Below are 17,363 nucleotides of genomic sequence, written 5' to 3'. Positions count from 1 at the left end.
CCCCCTCTCCCAGGAGACCGCTGTGACCATCACTCCTCCCGCCCTGAGCGTCTTCGAGACCCTTGAATCCGAGGTACGCAGCTACTGCCGCAGCTGGCCGGCCGTGTTCGACCGCGCGCAGGGCAGCCACCTCCACGACGAGGACGGCCACACCTACCTCGACTTCTTCGCCGGCGCCGGGTCACTGAACTACGGCCACAACAACCCGGTGCTGAAACGCGCGCTGATCGACTACATCGAGCGCGACGGCATCACCCACGGCCTGGACATGGCAACAACCGCCAAGCGCGCCTTCCTGGAAACGTTCGAGAACGTGATCCTGCGGCCGCGCGACCTGCCGTACAAGGTGATGTTCCCGGGCCCGACCGGCACCAACGCCGTCGAGGCGGCCCTGAAGCTGGCCCGTAAGGTCAAGGGCCGCGAGTCGGTCGTGTCCTTCACCAACGCCTTCCACGGCATGTCGCTGGGCTCGCTCGCCGTCACCGGCAACGCCTTCAAGCGGGCCGGCGCCGGCATACCGCTCGTACACGGCACGCCGATGCCGTTCGACAACTACTTCGACGGCACGGTCGAGGACTTCCTGTGGTTCGAGCGGCTGCTCGACGACCAGGGCTCCGGCCTCAACAAGCCCGCCGCTGTGATCGTCGAGACGGTGCAGGGCGAGGGCGGCATCAACGTCGCACGCGCCGAGTGGCTGCGCGCGCTCCAGGACCTGTGCCACCGCCAGGACATGCTGCTGATCGTCGACGACATCCAAATGGGCTGCGGCCGTACGGGCGGCTTCTTCTCCTTCGAGGAGGCCGGCATCACGCCGGACATCGTCACCCTGTCGAAGTCCATCAGCGGTTACGGCATGCCCATGTCGCTGTGCCTGTTCAAGCCCGAACTCGACGTCTGGGAGCCGGGCGAGCACAACGGCACCTTCCGCGGCAACAACCCCGCGTTCGTCACCGCCACCGCCACGCTCAACACCTACTGGGCCGACGGCCAGATGGAGAAGCAGACGCTGGCGCGCGGCGAGCAGGTCGAGCGGGCGCTGCTGGCCATCGCCGACGAGAACGACGGCGCCGGTGTCAGTTTCCGGGGCCGCGGTCTGGTCTGGGGCATGGAGTTCGCCGACAAGGCGCGCGCCACGGCGGTCTGCCGCCGCGCCTTCGAACTGGGCATGCTGCTGGAGACCTCGGGTCCGCAGAGCGAGGTCGTGAAGCTCCTGCCGGCGCTCACCATCTCCCCCGAGGAACTGGACGAGGGGCTGCGCATCCTGGCCCGCTCCGTCCGCGAGACCGCCTGACCCACGACTGCTCAACGCAGTACCGCAGTAACACAGAAGGGCTCGACTCAACGTGATCGTCCGATCGTTCAAGGACATTGAGGGCACCGACCGCCATGTGAAGGCCGCCTCCGGGACCTGGGAGAGCAAGCGCATCGTGCTCGCCAAGGAGAAGGTCGGCTTCTCGCTCCACGAAACCGTGCTGTACGCGGGTACGGAGACGTCGATGTGGTACGCGAACCACATCGAGGCCGTCCTGTGCACGGAGGGCGAGGCCGAGCTCACCAATGACGAGACCGGCGAGAAGCACTGGATTTCGCCGGGCACGATGTACTTGCTGGACGGCCACGAGCGCCACACCATGCGCCCCAAGACCGACTTCCGCTGCGTATGCGTCTTCAACCCTCCCGTCACCGGACGGGAGGACCACGACGAGAACGGTGTCTACCCGCTGCTGACCGAGGAGGTCTGAACCATGACCGACGTACTCACCCCACGCACCGAGACCCCACGCGCCGACCTCTACCCGACGCGCGGCGCCGCCGAGGTGACCACCCCCCGCCAGGACCCGGTCGTCTGGTCCGCGCCGGGCGCGCCGGGCCCCATCGAGGCCGACGACCTCATGGGCTTCGAGCGGGACGGTTTCCTCGCCATCGACCAGCTCATCGCCCCGGACGAGGTGTCGCTCTACCGGGCCGAGCTGGACCGGCTGGTCAGCGACCCGGGGGTGCGGGCGGACGAACGCTCGATCATTGAGCCCAAGTCCCAGGACGTACGTTCGGTCTTCGAGGTTCACCGCATCAGTGAGGTCTTCGCGCAGCTGGTCCGGGACCCGCGGGTGGTCGGCAGGGCCAGGCAGATCCTCGGTTCGGACGTGTACGTCCACCAGTCGCGGATCAACGTCAAGCCCGGCTTCGGGGCTTCGGGCTTCTACTGGCACTCGGACTTCGAGACGTGGCACGCCGAGGACGGTCTGCCGAACATGCGGACCGTGTCCGTCTCGATCGCGCTGACCGAGAACTACGACACCAACGGCGGCCTGATGATCCTGCCCGGCTCGCACAAGGAGTTCCTGGGCTGCGCGGGCAGAACGCCCAAGGACAACTACAAGAGCTCTCTGCAGATGCAGGACGCGGGCATCCCGTCGGACGCGGCGCTGACGCGCATGGCGGACCGGCACGGCATCAGGCTCTTCACGGGCAAGGCCGGTTCGGCGACGTGGTTCGACTGCAACGCGATGCACGGCTCGGGTGACAACATCACGCCGTACGCGCGCAGCAACGTCTTCATCGTCTTCAACAGCGTGGAGAACGCGGCGGTCGAGCCGTTCGCGGCGCCCGTACGGCGGCCGGAATTCATCGGGGCGAGGGACTTCACGCCGGTGAGGTGAGGCTCGGCCGTACGACGGCCACGGCAAGGCGGGCGGGACCGGTTCGGTGGAACCGGTCCCGCCCGCGTTGCGTTTCACGCGGTTCAGGCGGTTCAGGCAGCAAGCGCCGGATAGTCGGTGTAGCCCTTGTGGTCGCCGCCGAAGAAGGAGGCCGGGTCCGGGGTGTTGTACGGGCCCTCGGTCCGCAGCCGGGCCGGCAGGTCCGGGTTGGCGAGGAAGAGTGCTCCGTACGCGACGAGGTCGGCGACGCCGTCCTCGACGAGGGCGAGCGAACCGTGGTCCGTGGGGCCCTCGGTCGCCGGGTTGAGGATGAAGGCGCCGGCGAACTTCGCGCGCAGCTCCAGCAGCAGCTCGCGCTGCTGGGGAGCGACCTCGACGGCGTGCAGGTACGCGAGGCCGAGCGGCGCGATGGCCTCGACGAGCGCCGGGTACACGGTGTCGGTGTCGGCCTCGGCGATGTCGTTGTACGGGTTGGCCGGGGAGATCCGCAGGCCGGTCCGGTCGGCGCCGATCGCCTCGGCGACCGCCTTGGCGACCTCGACGGCGAAGCGGACACGGTTCTCGACGGAGCCACCCCACTCGTCGGTGCGCAGGTTGGTGTTGGTGGAGAGGAACTGGTGGATCAGGTAGCCGTTGGCGCCGTGCAGCTCGACGCCGTCGAAGCCGGCGTCGATGGCGTTGCGGGCGGCCGCCGCGAAGTCGGCGATGGTCTCGCGGATCTCGGCGCCGGTCAGCTCGCGCGGCGTAACGAAGTCCTTCATGCCCTCGGCGGTGTAGAGCTGTCCGGCGGGGGCGACGGCGGACGGGGCGACCGGGACGAGCCCGTCGGGGAGGAGGACGGGGTGGCCGATGCGGCCGGAGTGCATGAGCTGCGCGTAGATCCGGCCGCCCGCGGCGTGCACGGCGTCGGTGACCTTGCGCCAGCCCGCGGTCTGCTCCGCACTGTGCAGGCCGGGGGTGAACGGGTAGCCCTGGCCGACGACGGAGGGCTGGACGCCTTCGGTGACGATCAGCCCCGCGGAGGCCCGCTGGGTGTAGTACTCGACGGTGAGCTCGGTGGGTACGCCGCCCTCCCCGGCGCGGCTGCGCGTCATCGGGGCCATCACGATGCGGTTGGCAAGCGGGGTACCCGACAGGTCGAACGACTCGAAAGCGGTGGTCATGGCAGCAGCCCCCAAAGGAGATATGTGGTCGGCCAAGTAATCCGGCGTGAGCCACTGTAGCGCATTACTTGGCCGACCAAGGTAAAGTTGCTCCAGACAGTTCCCACAAGGAGTTCTCATGAAGGCCGACCCCGCCTGTCCCGAGCCGCCGAGCACCGCGAGCGGCGGCCCGGTCAGCCACGCCATCTCTCAGACGGCGCGGCTCCACCGCATTGCCGCGGGCAGGCTCCTGCGCGACCTCGGCCTCTACCCCGGCCAGGAGTTCGTGATGATGCACCTGTGGGACGCGGGCCCGGTGCGCCAGTCGGAGCTGATCAAGGCGGTCGGGCTCGACCCGTCGACGGTGACGAAGATGCTCCAGCGCCTGGAGCAGTCCGGCCATGTACGCCGCTGCCCCGACCCCGCCGACCGGCGGGCCGCGCTCGTCGAGGCGACCGGGGCGAGCTGCGGCCTGAAGGCGCAGGTGGAGCAGGCGTGGCAGCGGCTGGAGGAGATCACACTGGCCGGACTCGACGAGCCCGAGCGCAAGGAGCTGCTGAGGCTGCTGGGCCATGTGGAAGGCAACCTCTGCCCGCAGGCGCGCGAGGCGGCGGCGACGGACGGGGCGTGCGACGCCGAGGTGTAGGCCGGGGGGCGCGGGGCGTACTCAATCGCCGGACGAGCGTGAAAGTACCCGCCCGCCCGTCCGGCGACGGCGCTCAGCCGGCGAGCACGTCCAGCACCCGGTCCACGTCGGCGCCTGTGTTGTAGAGGTGGAACGACGCCCGCAGGTTGCCCGCCCGGACCGAGGCCACGATGTCCGCCGCCGTCAGCGCGTCGAGCCGGTGCGCGAGGCCCGCGGTGGCGACGACCACGGAGTCGGCGGGCACCGGGGTGTGGCCGAGGGACGCGAGTCCTTCGCGGTAGCGTGCGGCGAGCGCGAGGTTGTGGTCCCGAACGTTCTCTATGCCGACCTCCAGCAGGAACGCGAGGGACTGCTCGACGCCGACGTACGGCAGGAAGGGCGGCGGCTCGTCGAACCGGCGTGCGCTGCGGGCGAGTTGCCGCACGGGACCGTAGGTGCTGGCCCAGATGTCCTCGCCGGACATCCACCCCGCGTGGAGCGGCGTGAGGGCTTCCTGCGCGTCCTCGGCGACGGTGAGGAACGACACGCCGCGCGGCGCCATCAGGTACTTGTAACCACCGGCGACGGTGTAGTCGAAGCTGCCCGCGTCGAAGGGCAGCCAGCCCACCGCCTGGGTCGAGTCGACGAGCGTACGGGCGCCGTGGGCGGCGGCAGCGGCCCGTACGGCGGACAGGTCCGCGACCCGGCCGTCGGCGGACTGCACCGCGGAGAAGGCGACCATCTCGGTCTCCGGGCGCACGGACTCGGCCAGGTCCTCCAGCGGCACGTACCGCACCTTGAGGTCCCCGCGGACGACGAATGGGTTGACCACCGAGGCGAAATCACCCTCGGGGCACAGGACTTCCCCTCCCGTGGGCAGTGAGGCCGCGATCATCCCGACGTGGACGGCCACCGAGCTTCCGACGGCGACCCGCTCCGGGGAGACGCCGACGAGCCGCCCGTAGGAGGCGCGGGCGGCGACCACGGCGTCATAACTGTCCCCGCCGCCGGGGGTGCCGGTCGCGTTGAGCTCGGCCGCGGCCTTGACGGCCTCGACGCCACGCCGGGGCAGCAGCCCGCAGGTGGAGGTGTTGAGGTACGTGGTCTCCGGCGCGAACTCCGCGCTCACGGCTTCGGTGAGAGTAAGGGGCTTCATGCCCCTACTCTGCTACCTCCTCAACTCCCCGTCCATTGCGTATATTTGGCGCGCACCTCCAAGCAATGCTTATGCGTTGCTCGTGCTGCGGTCGGCGACGTGGCTGGCCCACGCCTGTTCCAGCGCCTGGGTGAAGACCTCGGCGGGCTGGCCGCCGGAGATCCCGTAACGCCTGTCGAAGACGAAGAACGGCACGCTGTTCGCCCCCAGCTCGGCCGCCTCGCGCTCGTCGCCACGCACCTCGGCGGCGTACGCGCTCTCGTCGGCCAGTACCGCTCGCGCCTCGTCGGCGTCGAGTCCGGCCTCCACCGCCAGATCCAGCAGCACGCGCGGGTCGAAGACGGACCGCTCCTCGGCGAAGTTGGGTCTCCCCCGAGCCGCGTGGGCGGGGCTTTCGTGCGTTCATCCCCGCAGGTCAACGCCCCCTCGATAACCTGTGGGGTGTACGGAGGGGCCCTCCGCTCCGGCCACAACACGTTCCGGGCTCGGCTCATTCCCGGTGAGCGGCTGTGTCACAGCGGGCAGGAGCGGGTAGGGGGAAGCCCGCAGGGCCCCACCCCGCACCCCTACTCCCGCCGGTCGTCCACCCGCCGAGGCAGCCCCTGCGGATTCGCATCCCGCAATTCCACCGGCAGCAACGCCTCCGGCGTCGACTGATAAGTGACCGGCCGCAACCACCGCTCGACCGCCGTCGCCCCCACCGACGTGGACGTAGAAGTCGTCGCCGGGTAGGGACCACCATGGTGCTGGGCCGGCGCCACTGCCACCCCCGTGGGCCACCCATTGACCAGCACACGCCCCGCCAGCGGCGTCAGTTCCGCCAGCAGATCCGCCCCCGTGCCCCCGTTCCCCGCCAGCTCCTCCGTGGAGAGCTGCAGGGTGGCGGTGAGGTTGCCCGGCAGCCGGGAGAGCACCGCGCCGATCTCCGCCGGGTCCTCGTAGCGCGCCACGACCGTGACCGGCCCGAAGCACTCCTCCAGGAGCAGGTCGTGCGGCCCCTCTGAGGTCAGCACCTGCGCCGGTACGGTCAGGAACCCCGCGCTCACGGTGTGCTCGCCGCCCGCGCCGGGGGTCACTGGGGCTTCGGTGTCCGGGAGGCCGGCCCGTTCCCGTACACCTTCCACGAACGCGTCCCGCATCCGGTGGTCGAGCATGACGCCCGGGTCGGTTTCGCTGACGGCCTCCGTGAGGGACTTCACCACCCGGTCGCCGGCCGCGCCGGCCGGGGCGAGGACGAAGCCCGGCTTGGTGCAGAACTGCCCCGTGCCCAGCGTCAAGGAGCCCGCCAGCCCCGCCCCGATCTGCTCGGCCCGCTCCTCCGCCGCCGCCGCGGTGATCACGACCGGGTTGAGGGAGCCGAGTTCGCCGTAGAAGGGAATGGGGGCGGGGCGGGCCGCCGCCGCGTCGAAGAGCGCCCGTCCGCCGCGCACCGAGCCCGTGAAGCCCGCGGCCGCGACCAGCGGGTGCCGTACCAGCTCGACGCCCGCGTCGAAGCCGTGGACCAGGATCACCACGTCCTCCGGCAGGCCCACTTGGGCCGCCGCCCTGCGCAGCACGGACGCGCACAGCTCGGACGTCGCCGGATGGTCGGGGTGTGCCTTGACGACGACCGGGCAGCCCGCCGCGAGCGCGCTCGCGGTGTCGCCACCGGGCACCGAGAAGGCGAGCGGGAAGTTGCTGGCGGCGTAGACGGCGACGACGCCCAGCGGGATCTTGTAGCGGCGCAGGTCCGGCCAGGGCGGGGTCTTCGTACCGTCCTCGTGGTCGATCCTGATGTCGAGGAAGGAGCCCTCGTCGACTACGTCCGCGAACGCCCTGAGCTGGGCCGTGGTGCGCGCGAGTTCGCCGGTCAGCCGCGTCGGACCCAGCGCGGTCTCCGCGTCGGCCGCCTCGACGACGTGCCGCACCGCCTCGTCGAGGAGTTCGGCGGCGGTACGGAGCAGGGCGGCCCGCACCGTACGGTCGGCGAGCGCGGCGCGAACGTCGTGCGCGGCCCGTACCGCGCGGTCGACCTCCTCCGCCGTGGCCTCGACCGCGACCTGCTCACGCGGCTTCCCCGTTCGGGGGTCGACACTCCAGACTGGTGATGCTGCCACCGTGGGGTCCTTCCAGCCGTTCAAGCTGTTCGATATTCTGAACACAGTTCCTGATACTGAATATGCTGGGGACTCTATTAACGGACGATCTGAGCGGTCAAGAGTGGCCAAGAAGGGGCGAGGCTCAATGTCTACTGCCGATATGGGCGGTTCGCAGGTCAAATCGGCGGTGCGGACCGTGGAGTTGCTCGAATTCTTCGCAGGCCGCCCGGGCATGCATTCCCTGGCCGCCGTCCAAGAGGCCGTCGGGTACCCCAAATCCAGTCTCTACATGCTGCTGCGCACGCTCGTCGAGCTCGGCTGGGTGGAGACGGACGCGACGGGCACGCGGTACGGCATCGGCGTACGGGCCCTGCTCGTCGGTACGTCGTACATCGACGGGGACGAGGTCGTGGCCTCCGCCCGCCCCACCCTGGACCGGCTCTCCGACGACACGACGGAGACGATCCACCTGGCCCGCCTCGACGGTACGAACGTCGTGTACCTCGCGACCCGCCAGTCCCAGCACTACCTGCGCCCCTTCACCCGCGTCGGCCGCCGGCTGCCCGCGCACTCGACGTCCCTCGGCAAGGCGCTGCTCGCGACGCACACCGACGAGCAGGTGCGCAAGCTGCTGCCGGAGACGCTGCCGGCGCTGACCGAGCACACGATCACCGACCGCGAGAAGCTCATCCAGGAGCTGCACGTCGTCCGCGAGCAGGGGTACGCCGTGGACCGCGAGGAGAACACGCTGGGCCTGCGCTGCTTCGGTGTCGCGATCCCCTACCGGACCCCGGCCCGCGACGCCATCAGCTGCTCGGTGCCCGTCGCCCGGCTCACCCCGGCGCACGAACAGATGGTCAAGGACGCGCTGTTCGACGCACGTGACCGGCTGACGCTCGCCACCCGGAGGCTCTGACATGACCGCCGACATGAGCGCTGACATGGCCCTCACCGTGACACTGCGGGAGGTGGCCGACAGCGATCTGCCCGTCATCTTCCGGCACATGAGCGACCCGGAGTCCAACCGGATCGCCGCCTTCACCTCCAAGGACCCCACCGACCGCGCCGCATTCGACGCGCACTGGGCGCGGATCCGCGCCTCGGACGCCGTCATACGGACCGTCCTGGCCGACGGCGACATCGCGGGCCACGCCGCCGTGTACGGGCCGCCGCAGGAGCGTGAGGTCACGTACTTCATCGACCGCGCGTACTGGGGCCGCGGGGTGGCCACCGGCGCACTGCGGGCGTTGCTCGAACTCGTCCCGGGGCGGCCGCTGTTCGCCCGCGCCGCCGCGGACAACACCGGGTCGCTGCGGGTCCTGGAGAAGTGCGGGTTCACGGTCACGGGGCACGACCGGGGGTTCGCGAACGCCCGGGGGACGGAGATCGACGAGCTGGTCCTCGCCCTCACCGGCTGAGCGCTCTCCCCCGTCCGGGGGAGACGGTTCACCTTTGAGCGGGAGGTGCGGCGGCGGCGCGTGCCGGAGCGTAGGTTTCATGACAGAGACCGCGCTCGTCCCCACGCCCCATGGCCTCCACCGGGCCCCTGCCAACCGGTTGCGCAGGGTGCTGCGTGCCGCCGCCGTCATCTCGTGCGTCCCCTACGTCGGACTGAAGATCGCCTGGATCGCCGGCAGCCGCGCCGGCATCCCGGACGGCAGCGTGGTCCTCGACCACCCGGGGCTGATGGCCGTCGCCAACAGCGTCACGATCCTGATGGACGCGACCGTCGTCGTCCTGGCCCTGCTGCTCACGCAGGACTGGGGCCGTCGCGTCCCGGCCTGGCTGCTCGCCCTGCCCATGTGGGCGGCGACGGGGCTGCTGACGCCGATCATGACCGGGTTTCCGCTCCAGCTGCTGGTGAAGGTGTTCAACGGTGAGCGCAGCGCACCGAGCGGCGACAGACCCTTCCTCGACGACTGGGTCTTCAGCGTCGTCTACACCGGCTTCATCGTGCAGGGCCTGGCCCTGGGCACCCTCTTCGCGCTGTACGCCCGCGAGCGCTGGGGCCACCTGTGGCGGGGCGCGGTCTCGGAGTTGCCCGACTCCGCCGTCGGGCCTGGGCTGAAGACGGTCGCAGTGGCCGCGTCCGTACTCGCGGCGCTCTCCGCTGTTCCGCATGTGATGTGGGCCGCCGGTTCGACCACGGGGCTCAACCAGAGCCGGATCGACCAGCGTTCGGCGGACTTCCAGCTCCTCGAAGGGACCTATGTCCTGTTCGCGGCCCTCACCGTGGTGGGAGTCCTGACGCTCGCCCTGCGGCGTGGGCGCGGCCTGGCTCTGAAGACACCGCTGGCGCTCGCCTGGCTGGGATCGGGGGCGCTCGGCTGCTGGGGCGGCTGGCTGCTCGTCGCCTCGGCGATGCCCGCGGCCGACGCGGCCGATCAGGCCACCGCGTTGATGCTGGTGGCCTACGCTGGCCAGATGATCGCCGGTCTCGTCGCCCTCGCCGCGGGCACCTCCTTCCTGCGGCGGCGCGTACGGGGCTCAGGGGACTCAGGGGTCGAGGGACGGGGAGAAGGACAGATACGGGGACGCGCGGCGTGAAGCGGCTGTTCGGGGCGCGGGCCCGGCTGCGCTGGATCCATCTGATCCTCGGCGGCGCCCTGTCGATGCCGTACGTCCTCCTCGGAAGCGTCTTCGTCGGCCCGTTCATGGGCAACCAGAACATCCTCACCTCGACCTCCCTGCAGTTCGCCGCTTTCGGCGTCGCGCTGCCGATGGCCACCCTCACCGCGTTCTTCCCGCTCGTCAGTCCCCTGTCGGTGGGCGCGGTACGGGCGTTGTGCGGAGTGCCTCGCGAGGGGCTGGCCGACGGGCCCGCCCGGTCCGGGCCGGCGCGGGTGCGGACCGCGATCTGGTTCACGCTGCATCTCGGGCTCGGCGGCATCATCAGCGGCATGACGCTCGCGGTGCCGCCGTTCGCGGGCGCGCTGATCGTCCTGCCGCTGCTGACCCGGCTGCGTGACACACCGCTCGCGCTGCCCGAAGTCTTCGACCACACCTGGGCCCTGGCCCTCGCCCCGGTCGCCGGCGTGGCGATCCTGGTGGCGCTGGCGGCGTGCGCGGCGCTGGCCGGGGCGCTGCTGGCCCGCTGGGCGCCGGTGCTGCTCGGGCCGACACCGGCCGACCGGCTGGCGGCTGCCGAGCGGCGGGCCGCGGACCTGGCCGTGCGCAACCGGCTGGCCCGCGAGCTGCACGACTCGGTGGGGCACGCGCTGAGCGCGGTCACGCTCCAGGCGGGCGCGGCGCGCAGGGTGCTGGACAGCGATGTGGAGTTCGTACGGGAGGCGCTGACCGCGATCGAGGAGACGACGCGCCGCACGGTGGGCGAACTGGACGCCGTGCTCGGCCTGTTGCGGCACGGCGAGGACAGTGCCGGTGAGCTGCCAGGGCCCACGCTGGACGTACTGGACGACCTGCTGGCCCGCAGCGGCGTGAAGGTCGCGTACGCGCAGGACGGCGATCCGGCCGTCCGGGCCCCCGGACCGGTGTCCCGCGAGGCGTACCGCATCGTCCAGGAAGGGCTGAGCAACGCCCTTCGGCACGGCGCCGCCGCACCGGTGTCGCTACGGATCGCCCTGAACGGCGAGGAGTTGGAGATCGTGATGGAGAACCCGCTGCCCGACAGGGCCCCGGTGGTACGCCCAGGAGGCGGCCGGGGGCTGCCCGGCATCGCGGAACGGGCCACCTTGCTCGGCGGCCACGCCGAGGCGGGCCCGTACGGCGACGTGTGGCGGCTCACGGCCCGCCTGCCGGTCAGCGGCGGGGGCGACGCGCGATGAGCACGCCGACGTCACCGGTCAGGGTCGTGCTCGCCGACGACGAGCGCATGGTCCGCACGGCGCTGCGCGTCATCCTGGACGCCGAGCCCGACCTGGGGGTCGTCGGCGAGGCGGCGACCGGGGCACAGGCCGTTTCGGTGGTCCGTGAGCTGCGGCCCGACGTGGTGCTGATGGACGTGCGCATGCCGGAGATCGACGGCATCCGCGCCACCGAGCAGATCCTCGGCGGCATGGAGGCACCCCCGCGCATCGTCGTCGTCACCACCTTCGAGAACGACTCCTATGTGTACGACGCGCTGCGCGCCGGCGCCGCCGGGTTCCTGCTCAAGCGCGCCGCCGCCGAGGACCTGGTCCAGGCGGTCCGGATGGTCGCGCGCAGCGACTCCCTGCTCTTCCCGTCGGCCGTGCGCGCTCTGGCCGCCGAACACGCCAAGCGACAGCCCGCCCCGCCGCCGCCGTGGGCGGCGCGGCTGACCGAGCGTGAGGCGGAGGTGCTGCGGCTGATGGCGACGGGCCTGACAAACGCGGAGATAGCGGACCGGCTACGGGTCGGCGCGGCGACGGCGAAGAGCCATGTGGCGGCCGTGCTGGCGAAAACGGGCGCGCGCGACCGTACCCAGGCGGTGATCGCGGCGTACGAGTCGGGCTTCATCACGCCACGCTGAGCGTGCCGCCGCTCCGGATGAGGATTCAGTGAGAAACGCGACATAGGGGAACGCCACCGGCCGCCCCGTTCGTCTCCCGTACGGGATGAACAAAACGATCAGGCGCGCTTCGGTCTTCTGCCTGCTGATGGTGCTCGCCCTGCTGGTGCGGGTCACCTGGGTGCAGGCGTACGACGGCAAGGCCCTCGCGGACGACAAGCACAACCGGCGGAACGTGATCGCGCAGTACGCGCAGCCGCTCGGGAACATCATCGTGGCCGGTTCGCCGGTCACCGGGTCGAAGAAGACGGAGGGAGGCGATCTTGAGTACAAGCGGACGTACAAGGACGGCGAGCTCTACTCGGCCGTCACCGGTTACAGCTCACAGGCGTACGGAGCCACCCAGCTCGAAGGCATCTACAGCGACGTCCTCGACGGGACCGACACGCGGCTGAAGAACCCGGCCGACATCATCATGGGCAAGCAGAGCGACCCCGGTGACGTCGTGACGACCATCGACGCGGGCGTACAGAAGGCCGCGTACGAGGCGCTGGGTGACAAGAAGGGCGCGGCCGTCGCGATCGACCCGCAGACCGGGCGGATTCTCGGCATGGTCTCGACCCCGTCGTACGATCCGTCGGAGATCAGCGGTACGACGGACGGTGACGCCTGGCAGTCGCTGACCGGCGACAAGGACAAGCCGATGGTCAACCGGGCGCTGCGGCAGCCGCTGCCGCCGGGCTCGACGTTCAAGCTGGTGGTCGCCGCGGCGGCGCTGGAGGACGGGCGCCACAGGTCGGTCGACGAGCCGACGGACAGCCCGAACCCGTACACGCTGCCCGGCACGCGGACCGTTCTTGAGAACGAGAACAAGTCCGCGCCCTGCGAGAACGCCACGCTGCGCACCGCGCTGAAGTACTCCTGCAACAACGTCTTCGCGAAGCTGGCCGTCGACCTCGGCCAGGACAAGGTGAAGGCGATGGCCGAGAAGTTCGGCTTCAACACCAAGACGCTCGATGTGCCGGTCCGGGCTTCGGAGAGCGTGTACCCGTCCGGCATGGACAGGGCGCAGACGGCGCTGACGGGCATCGGCCAGTTCGATGTGACGGCCACCCCGCTCCAGATGGCCATGGTGTCGGCGGCCCTCGCCAACGGCGGTGAGCTCGCGTCGCCGCACATGGTCTCCAAGGTGACGGACGGGGACGGCGACACGCTGGAAGACCTCGGGAACGCGGGCAGTGAGCGGGTCGTCTCGTCCTCCACCGCCGAGCAGCTGCGGAACGCGATGGTCACGGTCGTCGAGGACGGCACGGGGACGAACGCGCGGATCGGCGGCGCCGAGGTGGGCGGCAAGACGGGCACCGCACAGCACGGCGTCGACAACAGCAAGACGCCGTACGCCTGGTTCACGTCGTACGCGAAGGACAGGACCAGCGGCAAGGAGGTGGCGGTCGCGGTCGTCGTCGAGGACTCGGGCGCGGCGCGCTCGGAGGTCAGCGGCAACGGCCTGGCGGCCCCCATCGCCGAGAAGACGATGAGGGCGGCGCTCAGCCGGTAGGGGTTACGGGGCTGGGGGTTACTGGCCGGCCCAGCGCTTGACTGTGGCCTCGGCCCGGGCCCGCTCGGCGGGCGTCAGCTTGGAGATGAGCGCGCCGTGGTTGGTGTTCGGCGCGACGTACAGGTGCGAGTCGTGCTTGCTGGGCTTGAACTGCTCGGCGCTCCACGGGTCGTTCTGCCCGTACACGAACATCATCCGCTCGCCCCGCGTGGCCACCCACCGGTCGACGTCCTTGATGACGCGGCCGTCGTAGGACGTCCGCATGTCGGCGGGCAGCACCGAGTTGGGCTGGTAGATGTCCGGGTAGTTGCGGACGTCGCGCAGGTGCTTGAACTTCAGGTCCGCCCAGCCCAGCTGGGAGGCGGCCTGCCGGTAGTACGGGCCGCTGCCCTCGGCCCCGTTGCCCTGGTCCGAGTAGATGCTGAGGCCGTGGTCGAGCGACCACTTGTACAGCTCGTCGTCACTCGCCCTGCTCACGTCGGGGACCGCCGGGCAGTCGGTGTACGTACCGCTCTGCCAGAAGTTCCACACCTGGTCGAGCACCGAGAACTCGAAGGCGCGGTCGGCCGAGCCGAGGTACTTGAAGGTGAGACCCTGCTCCTTGGACGTGGCCTCGAAGCGCGGCAGCATGGCGCCGCGCCGTACGAGCATTTCGCGCTGTACGGCGTCCAGGGCGGTCCGGCATTCGGCAGTGCCGACCGTCTTGAAGAACCTCTCGTAGACGCTGTCGTCGCGGTTGTTCGCGTCGTTCGGGGCGACGTACGCGACGACCGCGTCCAGGTCCTCGGGGTAGAAGCGCTCGTGGTAGACCTGCGTCATCCCGCCCTTGCTCGCGCCGGTTCCGAGCCACTTGGCCCGGTAGATGCTCTTGAGCGCCTGGACGATCGCGTGCTCGTCGCTCGCCTGCTGCCAGACGTTCAGGTCGTCCCAGTCGATGTCGGCGGCGGGGCGCGAGGTGTTGAAGTAGCGGTGCTCCACGCTGACCTGGTTGGCGCCGAGCAGCGTGGTGATCTCGCGGGTGCCCGACGAGAGCCCGTATCCGCCGGTGTAGTGCACGACCGGCGCCGTCTCGGTCTTGTGCCAGAGGGTGAATCTCTGCTGGAAGGTGCCGCTGCCGGGGTCGCGGTGGTCGACGGGCTGGTCCAGCGTCAGGGTGAAGAAGGGGAATCCGCCCTTGTCGGCCACCGAAACAACCGTCAGCCCGGGGAAGCGCTCCAGCTTTTCGCGGATGCCGGCTGCCGCGGCCGAGGCGTCGGAGGAGGCGCGGGCCGCCGGTTCGGCAGCGACGGCGGCGACGGCGGGTGAAGCGGCCAGCAGACCGGTTGCCGTTATGAGACCGGCACAGAGCAGAGAAGGCAGGACCTTGGTGCGCACGCTGAAGTCCCCTCGGTCGGAGGTGATGCTGCGATGGATACAACGCGCCGCATGGTATGCGCTCTCCTGCTGTGACCGGCCTCACTCCGAAGCTTTGCTTTCCGTGTCAACCGGATGCGGACTCCCGGACGTATGCCTGGTGAGACCGAAGAGATCCAGGAGTGGTTGTTGACCGTCGAGGAGTTTGCTGTGTTTTCCCGGGGGTCAACCCCCGGACCCCCGGCCGGACAAGCAGGTCGGCCCACCTGACCAAGGCGGCACCTTCGCGAGGTGAAGTTCAGGGACGAGTTCTGCGCACATGCGCGCGCCTCCTCGGGCAGCTGTAGGCCGAGGACGTCGCGCGGGAGCCCTGGGCGCGAGGCGCGGGCGACGCCGGCAGCCCGGCCCCCGCGCTGCTGTCTCTGTGGAGCCAGTGGGACTGTTGACCTCGCTTCCTCGCCATGAATGACGAGGATCTCCGTCCGATCGCCTGCACGTGTGTGGGCGGTCCGCGGTGTTTCCTGGTTCCTCCCGCCGATGGCGGCGGGGTTGTGCGCGTGCCCCCTGATTGCCGACCAGCGGGACTTCTGGCGCTCCACAGGCGTTTACCTCGCGCGTTGCCGCGCTCGGGCCCCCGGTCCGGGGGTGGGTGGTTCTGTTTGCCCGTCCGCCAGGATTCGGCGGCCTTCGTAGCGGACGTTCTTCCCCGCGTTCCAGTCCCGGTCATGCAGTGTGCCGCAATTGGGGCAGGTCCACTGCCTGATGTGCAGCGGTTTGGGCCCCTCACGGAAGCCACAGGCCGAGCAGAGCTGGGAGGAGGGGAAGGTCCGGTCGACCTTGGTGAAGGTGCGCCCGTACCGTGCCGCCTTGTACTCCAACATGCCCAGGAACTGGGACCATCCCGCGTCATGCACGCTCTTGGCGTGGAGTCCACGCGCCAGTCCACGCACATTAATTCCTAGCCTGGCCGAGAACCCGACACTTCCTCGCCAGATCCCGGTGGCCATGTGGGTGCGGTGAAGAGCGCGTACCTGTGCGTCGTCGCGCCCCTGTCGACAATCCTCACCATCACTTTCCTGTCGGGACGCTGGGCGGGCTGACAGTCAACAGAGCGGCGTCCATCGGCACTTGACACGCGCCGCGCCGCGCGAGCGAAGCCGCCCAGGCCGTCGCCGCGACGGCCAGCGCGCCGACACCGGCCCCGACCCAGGCGACCGATGCGTAGCCGAAGCCCGCGTCGATGGCCATGCCGCCCAGCATGGGCGTGAGTGTGATGCCGACGTTGAAGGCAGAGGTACTGACTGCGGGAACGAGAGTCGGTGCGTCGGGCGCGATGGTGAACACCCGTGACTGGAGTGCCGGGTTGATGACGTAACCAGCCACGCCCAGCACGAGGACCAGCACGACGGTGAGGGTCAGGTTCGGCGCGGCGAGCGCCACCGCCGCCGAGGCGACAGTGAGGGCGCCGATGCCGACGTAGAGCGTGCGGATCGGGGCGCGGTCGGCGACGCGCCCGCCGATCGTCATGCCGACCAGTCCGCCGACTCCGTACAGCGACAGAACGGCCGGCACCCAGCTCTCCGGCAGGCCGCTCACGTCGGTCAGCAGCGGCGCCAGGTAGCTGAAGGTGACGATGGCGGCGCCGAAGGCCAGTACGGTCACGGCGAACGAGACCCACAGCTCGGGCCGCGCCAGCCCCTTCAACTCGCGTCGTACGGAGGGAACTTCCCGCCCGGCGGCGTGACCGCCCGGCAGCACGGCCAGGATCGCGGCCAGGCTCACGGCGGTGAGGGCCGCCACCCCCCAGAACGCCGCGCGCCAGCCCACGTGGTGGCTCATCAGCGTCCCGGCGGGTACGCCCACGATCGTGGCCAGGGTCAGACCGGTGGCGACGACGGAGAGCGCCCGGCCCTTGGCCGTCGCCGGCACCAGACTCACGGCGGCCGCGGCGGCCACGCTCCAGAACCCGGCGTACGCGACCGCCGTCACGACCCGGCTCGCGAACACCACGGCGTACTCCGGGACAAGGGCCGCGACCACGTGCCCGGCGATGAAGACGGCCTGGAACGCGACGAGCGCGCTGCGACGCGGGACGCGCAGGGTGAGCACGCTCATCATCGGCGCGCCGACGACCATGCCGATGGCGAAGGCGGAGATGAGCAGCCCGGCGTCGGGGATGGAGACGCCCAGGTCGTCGGCCATGGTGGGCAGCAGGCCGGAGAGCATGAACTCCGAGGTTCCCTGGGCGAAAATGCCCAGGCCGAGTATGTAGACGGCGATTGGCATGAGTCGATACTCCATGGTTTTGTACTGGGCGTTTCAAAACGAGCCCGTGAAAAACGGGGGTGATGGCCTGCCATCG

16 protein-coding genes and 1 pseudogene are annotated in these 17,363 nt (G+C 70.3%); 10 read left to right on the top strand and 7 right to left on the bottom strand.

All coding sequences use genetic code 11. The features are described 5' to 3' along the window. The first annotated feature begins 22 nt into the window (after positions 1–22). From ectB to thpD, 3 genes are read left to right on the top strand one after another with little or no spacing between them, the layout of a single operon-like run. Positions 23–1,291: a diaminobutyrate--2-oxoglutarate transaminase gene (gene ectB / locus J7E96_RS09570; protein ID WP_215129472.1), complete on the top strand. Its 1,269-nt coding sequence runs from the start codon at positions 23–25 to the stop codon at positions 1,289–1,291. A gap of 52 nt (positions 1,292–1,343) precedes the next feature. Next, positions 1,344–1,742 (top strand): ectoine synthase, encoded by a 399-nt coding sequence (locus J7E96_RS09565; protein ID WP_215129471.1) that lies wholly within the window; start codon positions 1,344–1,346, stop codon positions 1,740–1,742. 3 nt (positions 1,743–1,745) lie between these two features. After that, complete coding sequence (thpD, locus tag J7E96_RS09560; RefSeq protein ID WP_215129470.1) at positions 1,746–2,660, top strand: ectoine hydroxylase; 915 nt, start codon at positions 1,746–1,748, stop codon at positions 2,658–2,660. Positions 2,661–2,752: 92 nt separating this feature from the next. On the opposite strand, the gene J7E96_RS09555 is transcribed toward thpD, so the two are convergent. Next, positions 2,753–3,823: an alkene reductase gene (locus J7E96_RS09555; protein WP_215129469.1), complete on the bottom strand. Its 1,071-nt coding sequence runs from the start codon at positions 3,821–3,823 to the stop codon at positions 2,753–2,755. Positions 3,824–3,941: 118 nt separating this feature from the next. Between J7E96_RS09555 and J7E96_RS09550 the strand changes: the two genes are divergently transcribed. Further along, the gene (locus J7E96_RS09550; protein ID WP_215129468.1) at positions 3,942–4,448 is read left to right on the top strand and encodes a MarR family winged helix-turn-helix transcriptional regulator; all 507 of its coding nucleotides are present in this window, start codon (positions 3,942–3,944) and stop codon (positions 4,446–4,448) included. A gap of 73 nt (positions 4,449–4,521) precedes the next feature. On the opposite strand, the gene J7E96_RS09545 is transcribed toward J7E96_RS09550, so the two are convergent. The 3 genes and pseudogenes from J7E96_RS09545 to J7E96_RS09535 form a co-directional block, all read right to left on the bottom strand. Next, on the bottom strand, positions 4,522–5,583 hold the full coding sequence (locus tag J7E96_RS09545; RefSeq protein WP_215129467.1) for an aminotransferase class V-fold PLP-dependent enzyme: 1,062 nt from the start codon (positions 5,581–5,583) through the stop codon (positions 4,522–4,524). 69 nt (positions 5,584–5,652) lie between these two features. Then, positions 5,653–5,952 (bottom strand): annotated as a pseudogene (locus tag J7E96_RS09540) (DsbA family protein); the annotation flags it as partial. A gap of 197 nt (positions 5,953–6,149) precedes the next feature. Beyond that, the gene (locus J7E96_RS09535; RefSeq protein WP_215129466.1) at positions 6,150–7,679 is read right to left on the bottom strand and encodes an aldehyde dehydrogenase (NADP(+)); all 1,530 of its coding nucleotides are present in this window, start codon (positions 7,677–7,679) and stop codon (positions 6,150–6,152) included. 127 nt (positions 7,680–7,806) lie between these two features. Between J7E96_RS09535 and J7E96_RS09530 the strand changes: the two genes are divergently transcribed. From J7E96_RS09530 to J7E96_RS09505, 6 genes are all read left to right on the top strand, one after another. Next, on the top strand, positions 7,807–8,577 hold the full coding sequence (locus tag J7E96_RS09530; protein ID WP_215129465.1) for an IclR family transcriptional regulator: 771 nt from the start codon (positions 7,807–7,809) through the stop codon (positions 8,575–8,577). Position 8,578: 1 nt separating this feature from the next. Then, positions 8,579–9,079, top strand: a complete 501-nt coding sequence (locus J7E96_RS09525; RefSeq protein ID WP_251069626.1) for a GNAT family N-acetyltransferase — start codon at positions 8,579–8,581, stop codon at positions 9,077–9,079. A gap of 79 nt (positions 9,080–9,158) precedes the next feature. Then, a complete protein-coding gene (locus J7E96_RS09520; protein WP_215129464.1) occupies positions 9,159–10,208 on the top strand; it encodes a hypothetical protein in 1,050 nt (349 codons plus the stop codon). Next, complete coding sequence (locus J7E96_RS09515) at positions 10,205–11,446, top strand: histidine kinase (RefSeq protein ID WP_308295892.1); 1,242 nt, start codon at positions 10,205–10,207, stop codon at positions 11,444–11,446. Before J7E96_RS09520 ends, J7E96_RS09515 begins: the two co-directional genes overlap by 4 nt. Beyond that, positions 11,443–12,111: a response regulator transcription factor gene (locus J7E96_RS09510; protein WP_215129463.1), complete on the top strand. Its 669-nt coding sequence runs from the start codon at positions 11,443–11,445 to the stop codon at positions 12,109–12,111. Before J7E96_RS09515 ends, J7E96_RS09510 begins: the two co-directional genes overlap by 4 nt. An 85-nt stretch (positions 12,112–12,196) precedes the next feature. Then, positions 12,197–13,648 (top strand): penicillin-binding protein 2, encoded by a 1,452-nt coding sequence (locus J7E96_RS09505; protein ID WP_215129461.1) that lies wholly within the window; start codon positions 12,197–12,199, stop codon positions 13,646–13,648. An 18-nt stretch (positions 13,649–13,666) separates the two neighbouring features. On the opposite strand, the gene J7E96_RS09500 is transcribed toward J7E96_RS09505, so the two are convergent. From J7E96_RS09500 to J7E96_RS09490, 3 genes are all read right to left on the bottom strand, one after another. Continuing rightward, positions 13,667–15,022, bottom strand: a complete 1,356-nt coding sequence (locus J7E96_RS09500) for a S28 family serine protease (protein ID WP_215129459.1) — start codon at positions 15,020–15,022, stop codon at positions 13,667–13,669. 584 nt (positions 15,023–15,606) lie between these two features. Continuing rightward, positions 15,607–15,882 carry a zinc ribbon domain-containing protein gene (locus tag J7E96_RS09495; RefSeq protein ID WP_374196649.1) on the bottom strand — a complete coding sequence of 92 codons (276 nt, stop codon included), beginning with the start codon at positions 15,880–15,882 and terminating at the stop codon, positions 15,607–15,609. 187 nt (positions 15,883–16,069) lie between these two features. After that, entirely contained in the window at positions 16,070–17,287 is a 1,218-nt protein-coding gene (locus J7E96_RS09490; RefSeq protein WP_215129457.1) for a Cmx/CmrA family chloramphenicol efflux MFS transporter, read from the bottom strand. Between the last annotated feature and the right edge of the window lie 76 nt (positions 17,288–17,363).

The sequence above is a fragment of the Streptomyces sp. ISL-96 genome, assembly GCF_018614035.1.
Classification (GTDB): Bacteria; Actinomycetota; Actinomycetes; order Streptomycetales; family Streptomycetaceae; genus Streptomyces.
Note: the sequence above shows the minus strand (reverse complement) of the source record. Positions and strands in the feature narration are given on the sequence as shown.

Excerpts from the sequence above, each read along its gene's own strand:
- thpD (WP_215129470.1), top strand. The coding sequence starts at position 1,746 with ATGACCGACGTACTCACCCCACGCACCGAGACCCCACGCGCCGACCTC.
- J7E96_RS09555 (WP_215129469.1), bottom strand. The coding sequence starts at position 3,823 with ATGACCACCGCTTTCGAGTCGTTCGACCTGTCGGGTACCCCGCTTGCC.
- J7E96_RS09550 (WP_215129468.1), top strand. The coding sequence starts at position 3,942 with ATGAAGGCCGACCCCGCCTGTCCCGAGCCGCCGAGCACCGCGAGCGGC.
- J7E96_RS09545 (WP_215129467.1), bottom strand. The coding sequence starts at position 5,583 with ATGAAGCCCCTTACTCTCACCGAAGCCGTGAGCGCGGAGTTCGCGCCG.
- J7E96_RS09530 (WP_215129465.1), top strand. The coding sequence starts at position 7,807 with ATGTCTACTGCCGATATGGGCGGTTCGCAGGTCAAATCGGCGGTGCGG.
- J7E96_RS09525 (WP_251069626.1), top strand. The coding sequence starts at position 8,579 with ATGACCGCCGACATGAGCGCTGACATGGCCCTCACCGTGACACTGCGG.
- J7E96_RS09520 (WP_215129464.1), top strand. The coding sequence starts at position 9,159 with ATGACAGAGACCGCGCTCGTCCCCACGCCCCATGGCCTCCACCGGGCC.
- J7E96_RS09510 (WP_215129463.1), top strand. The coding sequence starts at position 11,443 with ATGAGCACGCCGACGTCACCGGTCAGGGTCGTGCTCGCCGACGACGAG.
- J7E96_RS09505 (WP_215129461.1), top strand. The coding sequence starts at position 12,197 with ATGAACAAAACGATCAGGCGCGCTTCGGTCTTCTGCCTGCTGATGGTG.
- J7E96_RS09495 (WP_374196649.1), bottom strand. The coding sequence starts at position 15,882 with ATGTTGGAGTACAAGGCGGCACGGTACGGGCGCACCTTCACCAAGGTC.
- J7E96_RS09490 (WP_215129457.1), bottom strand. The coding sequence starts at position 17,287 with ATGCCAATCGCCGTCTACATACTCGGCCTGGGCATTTTCGCCCAGGGA.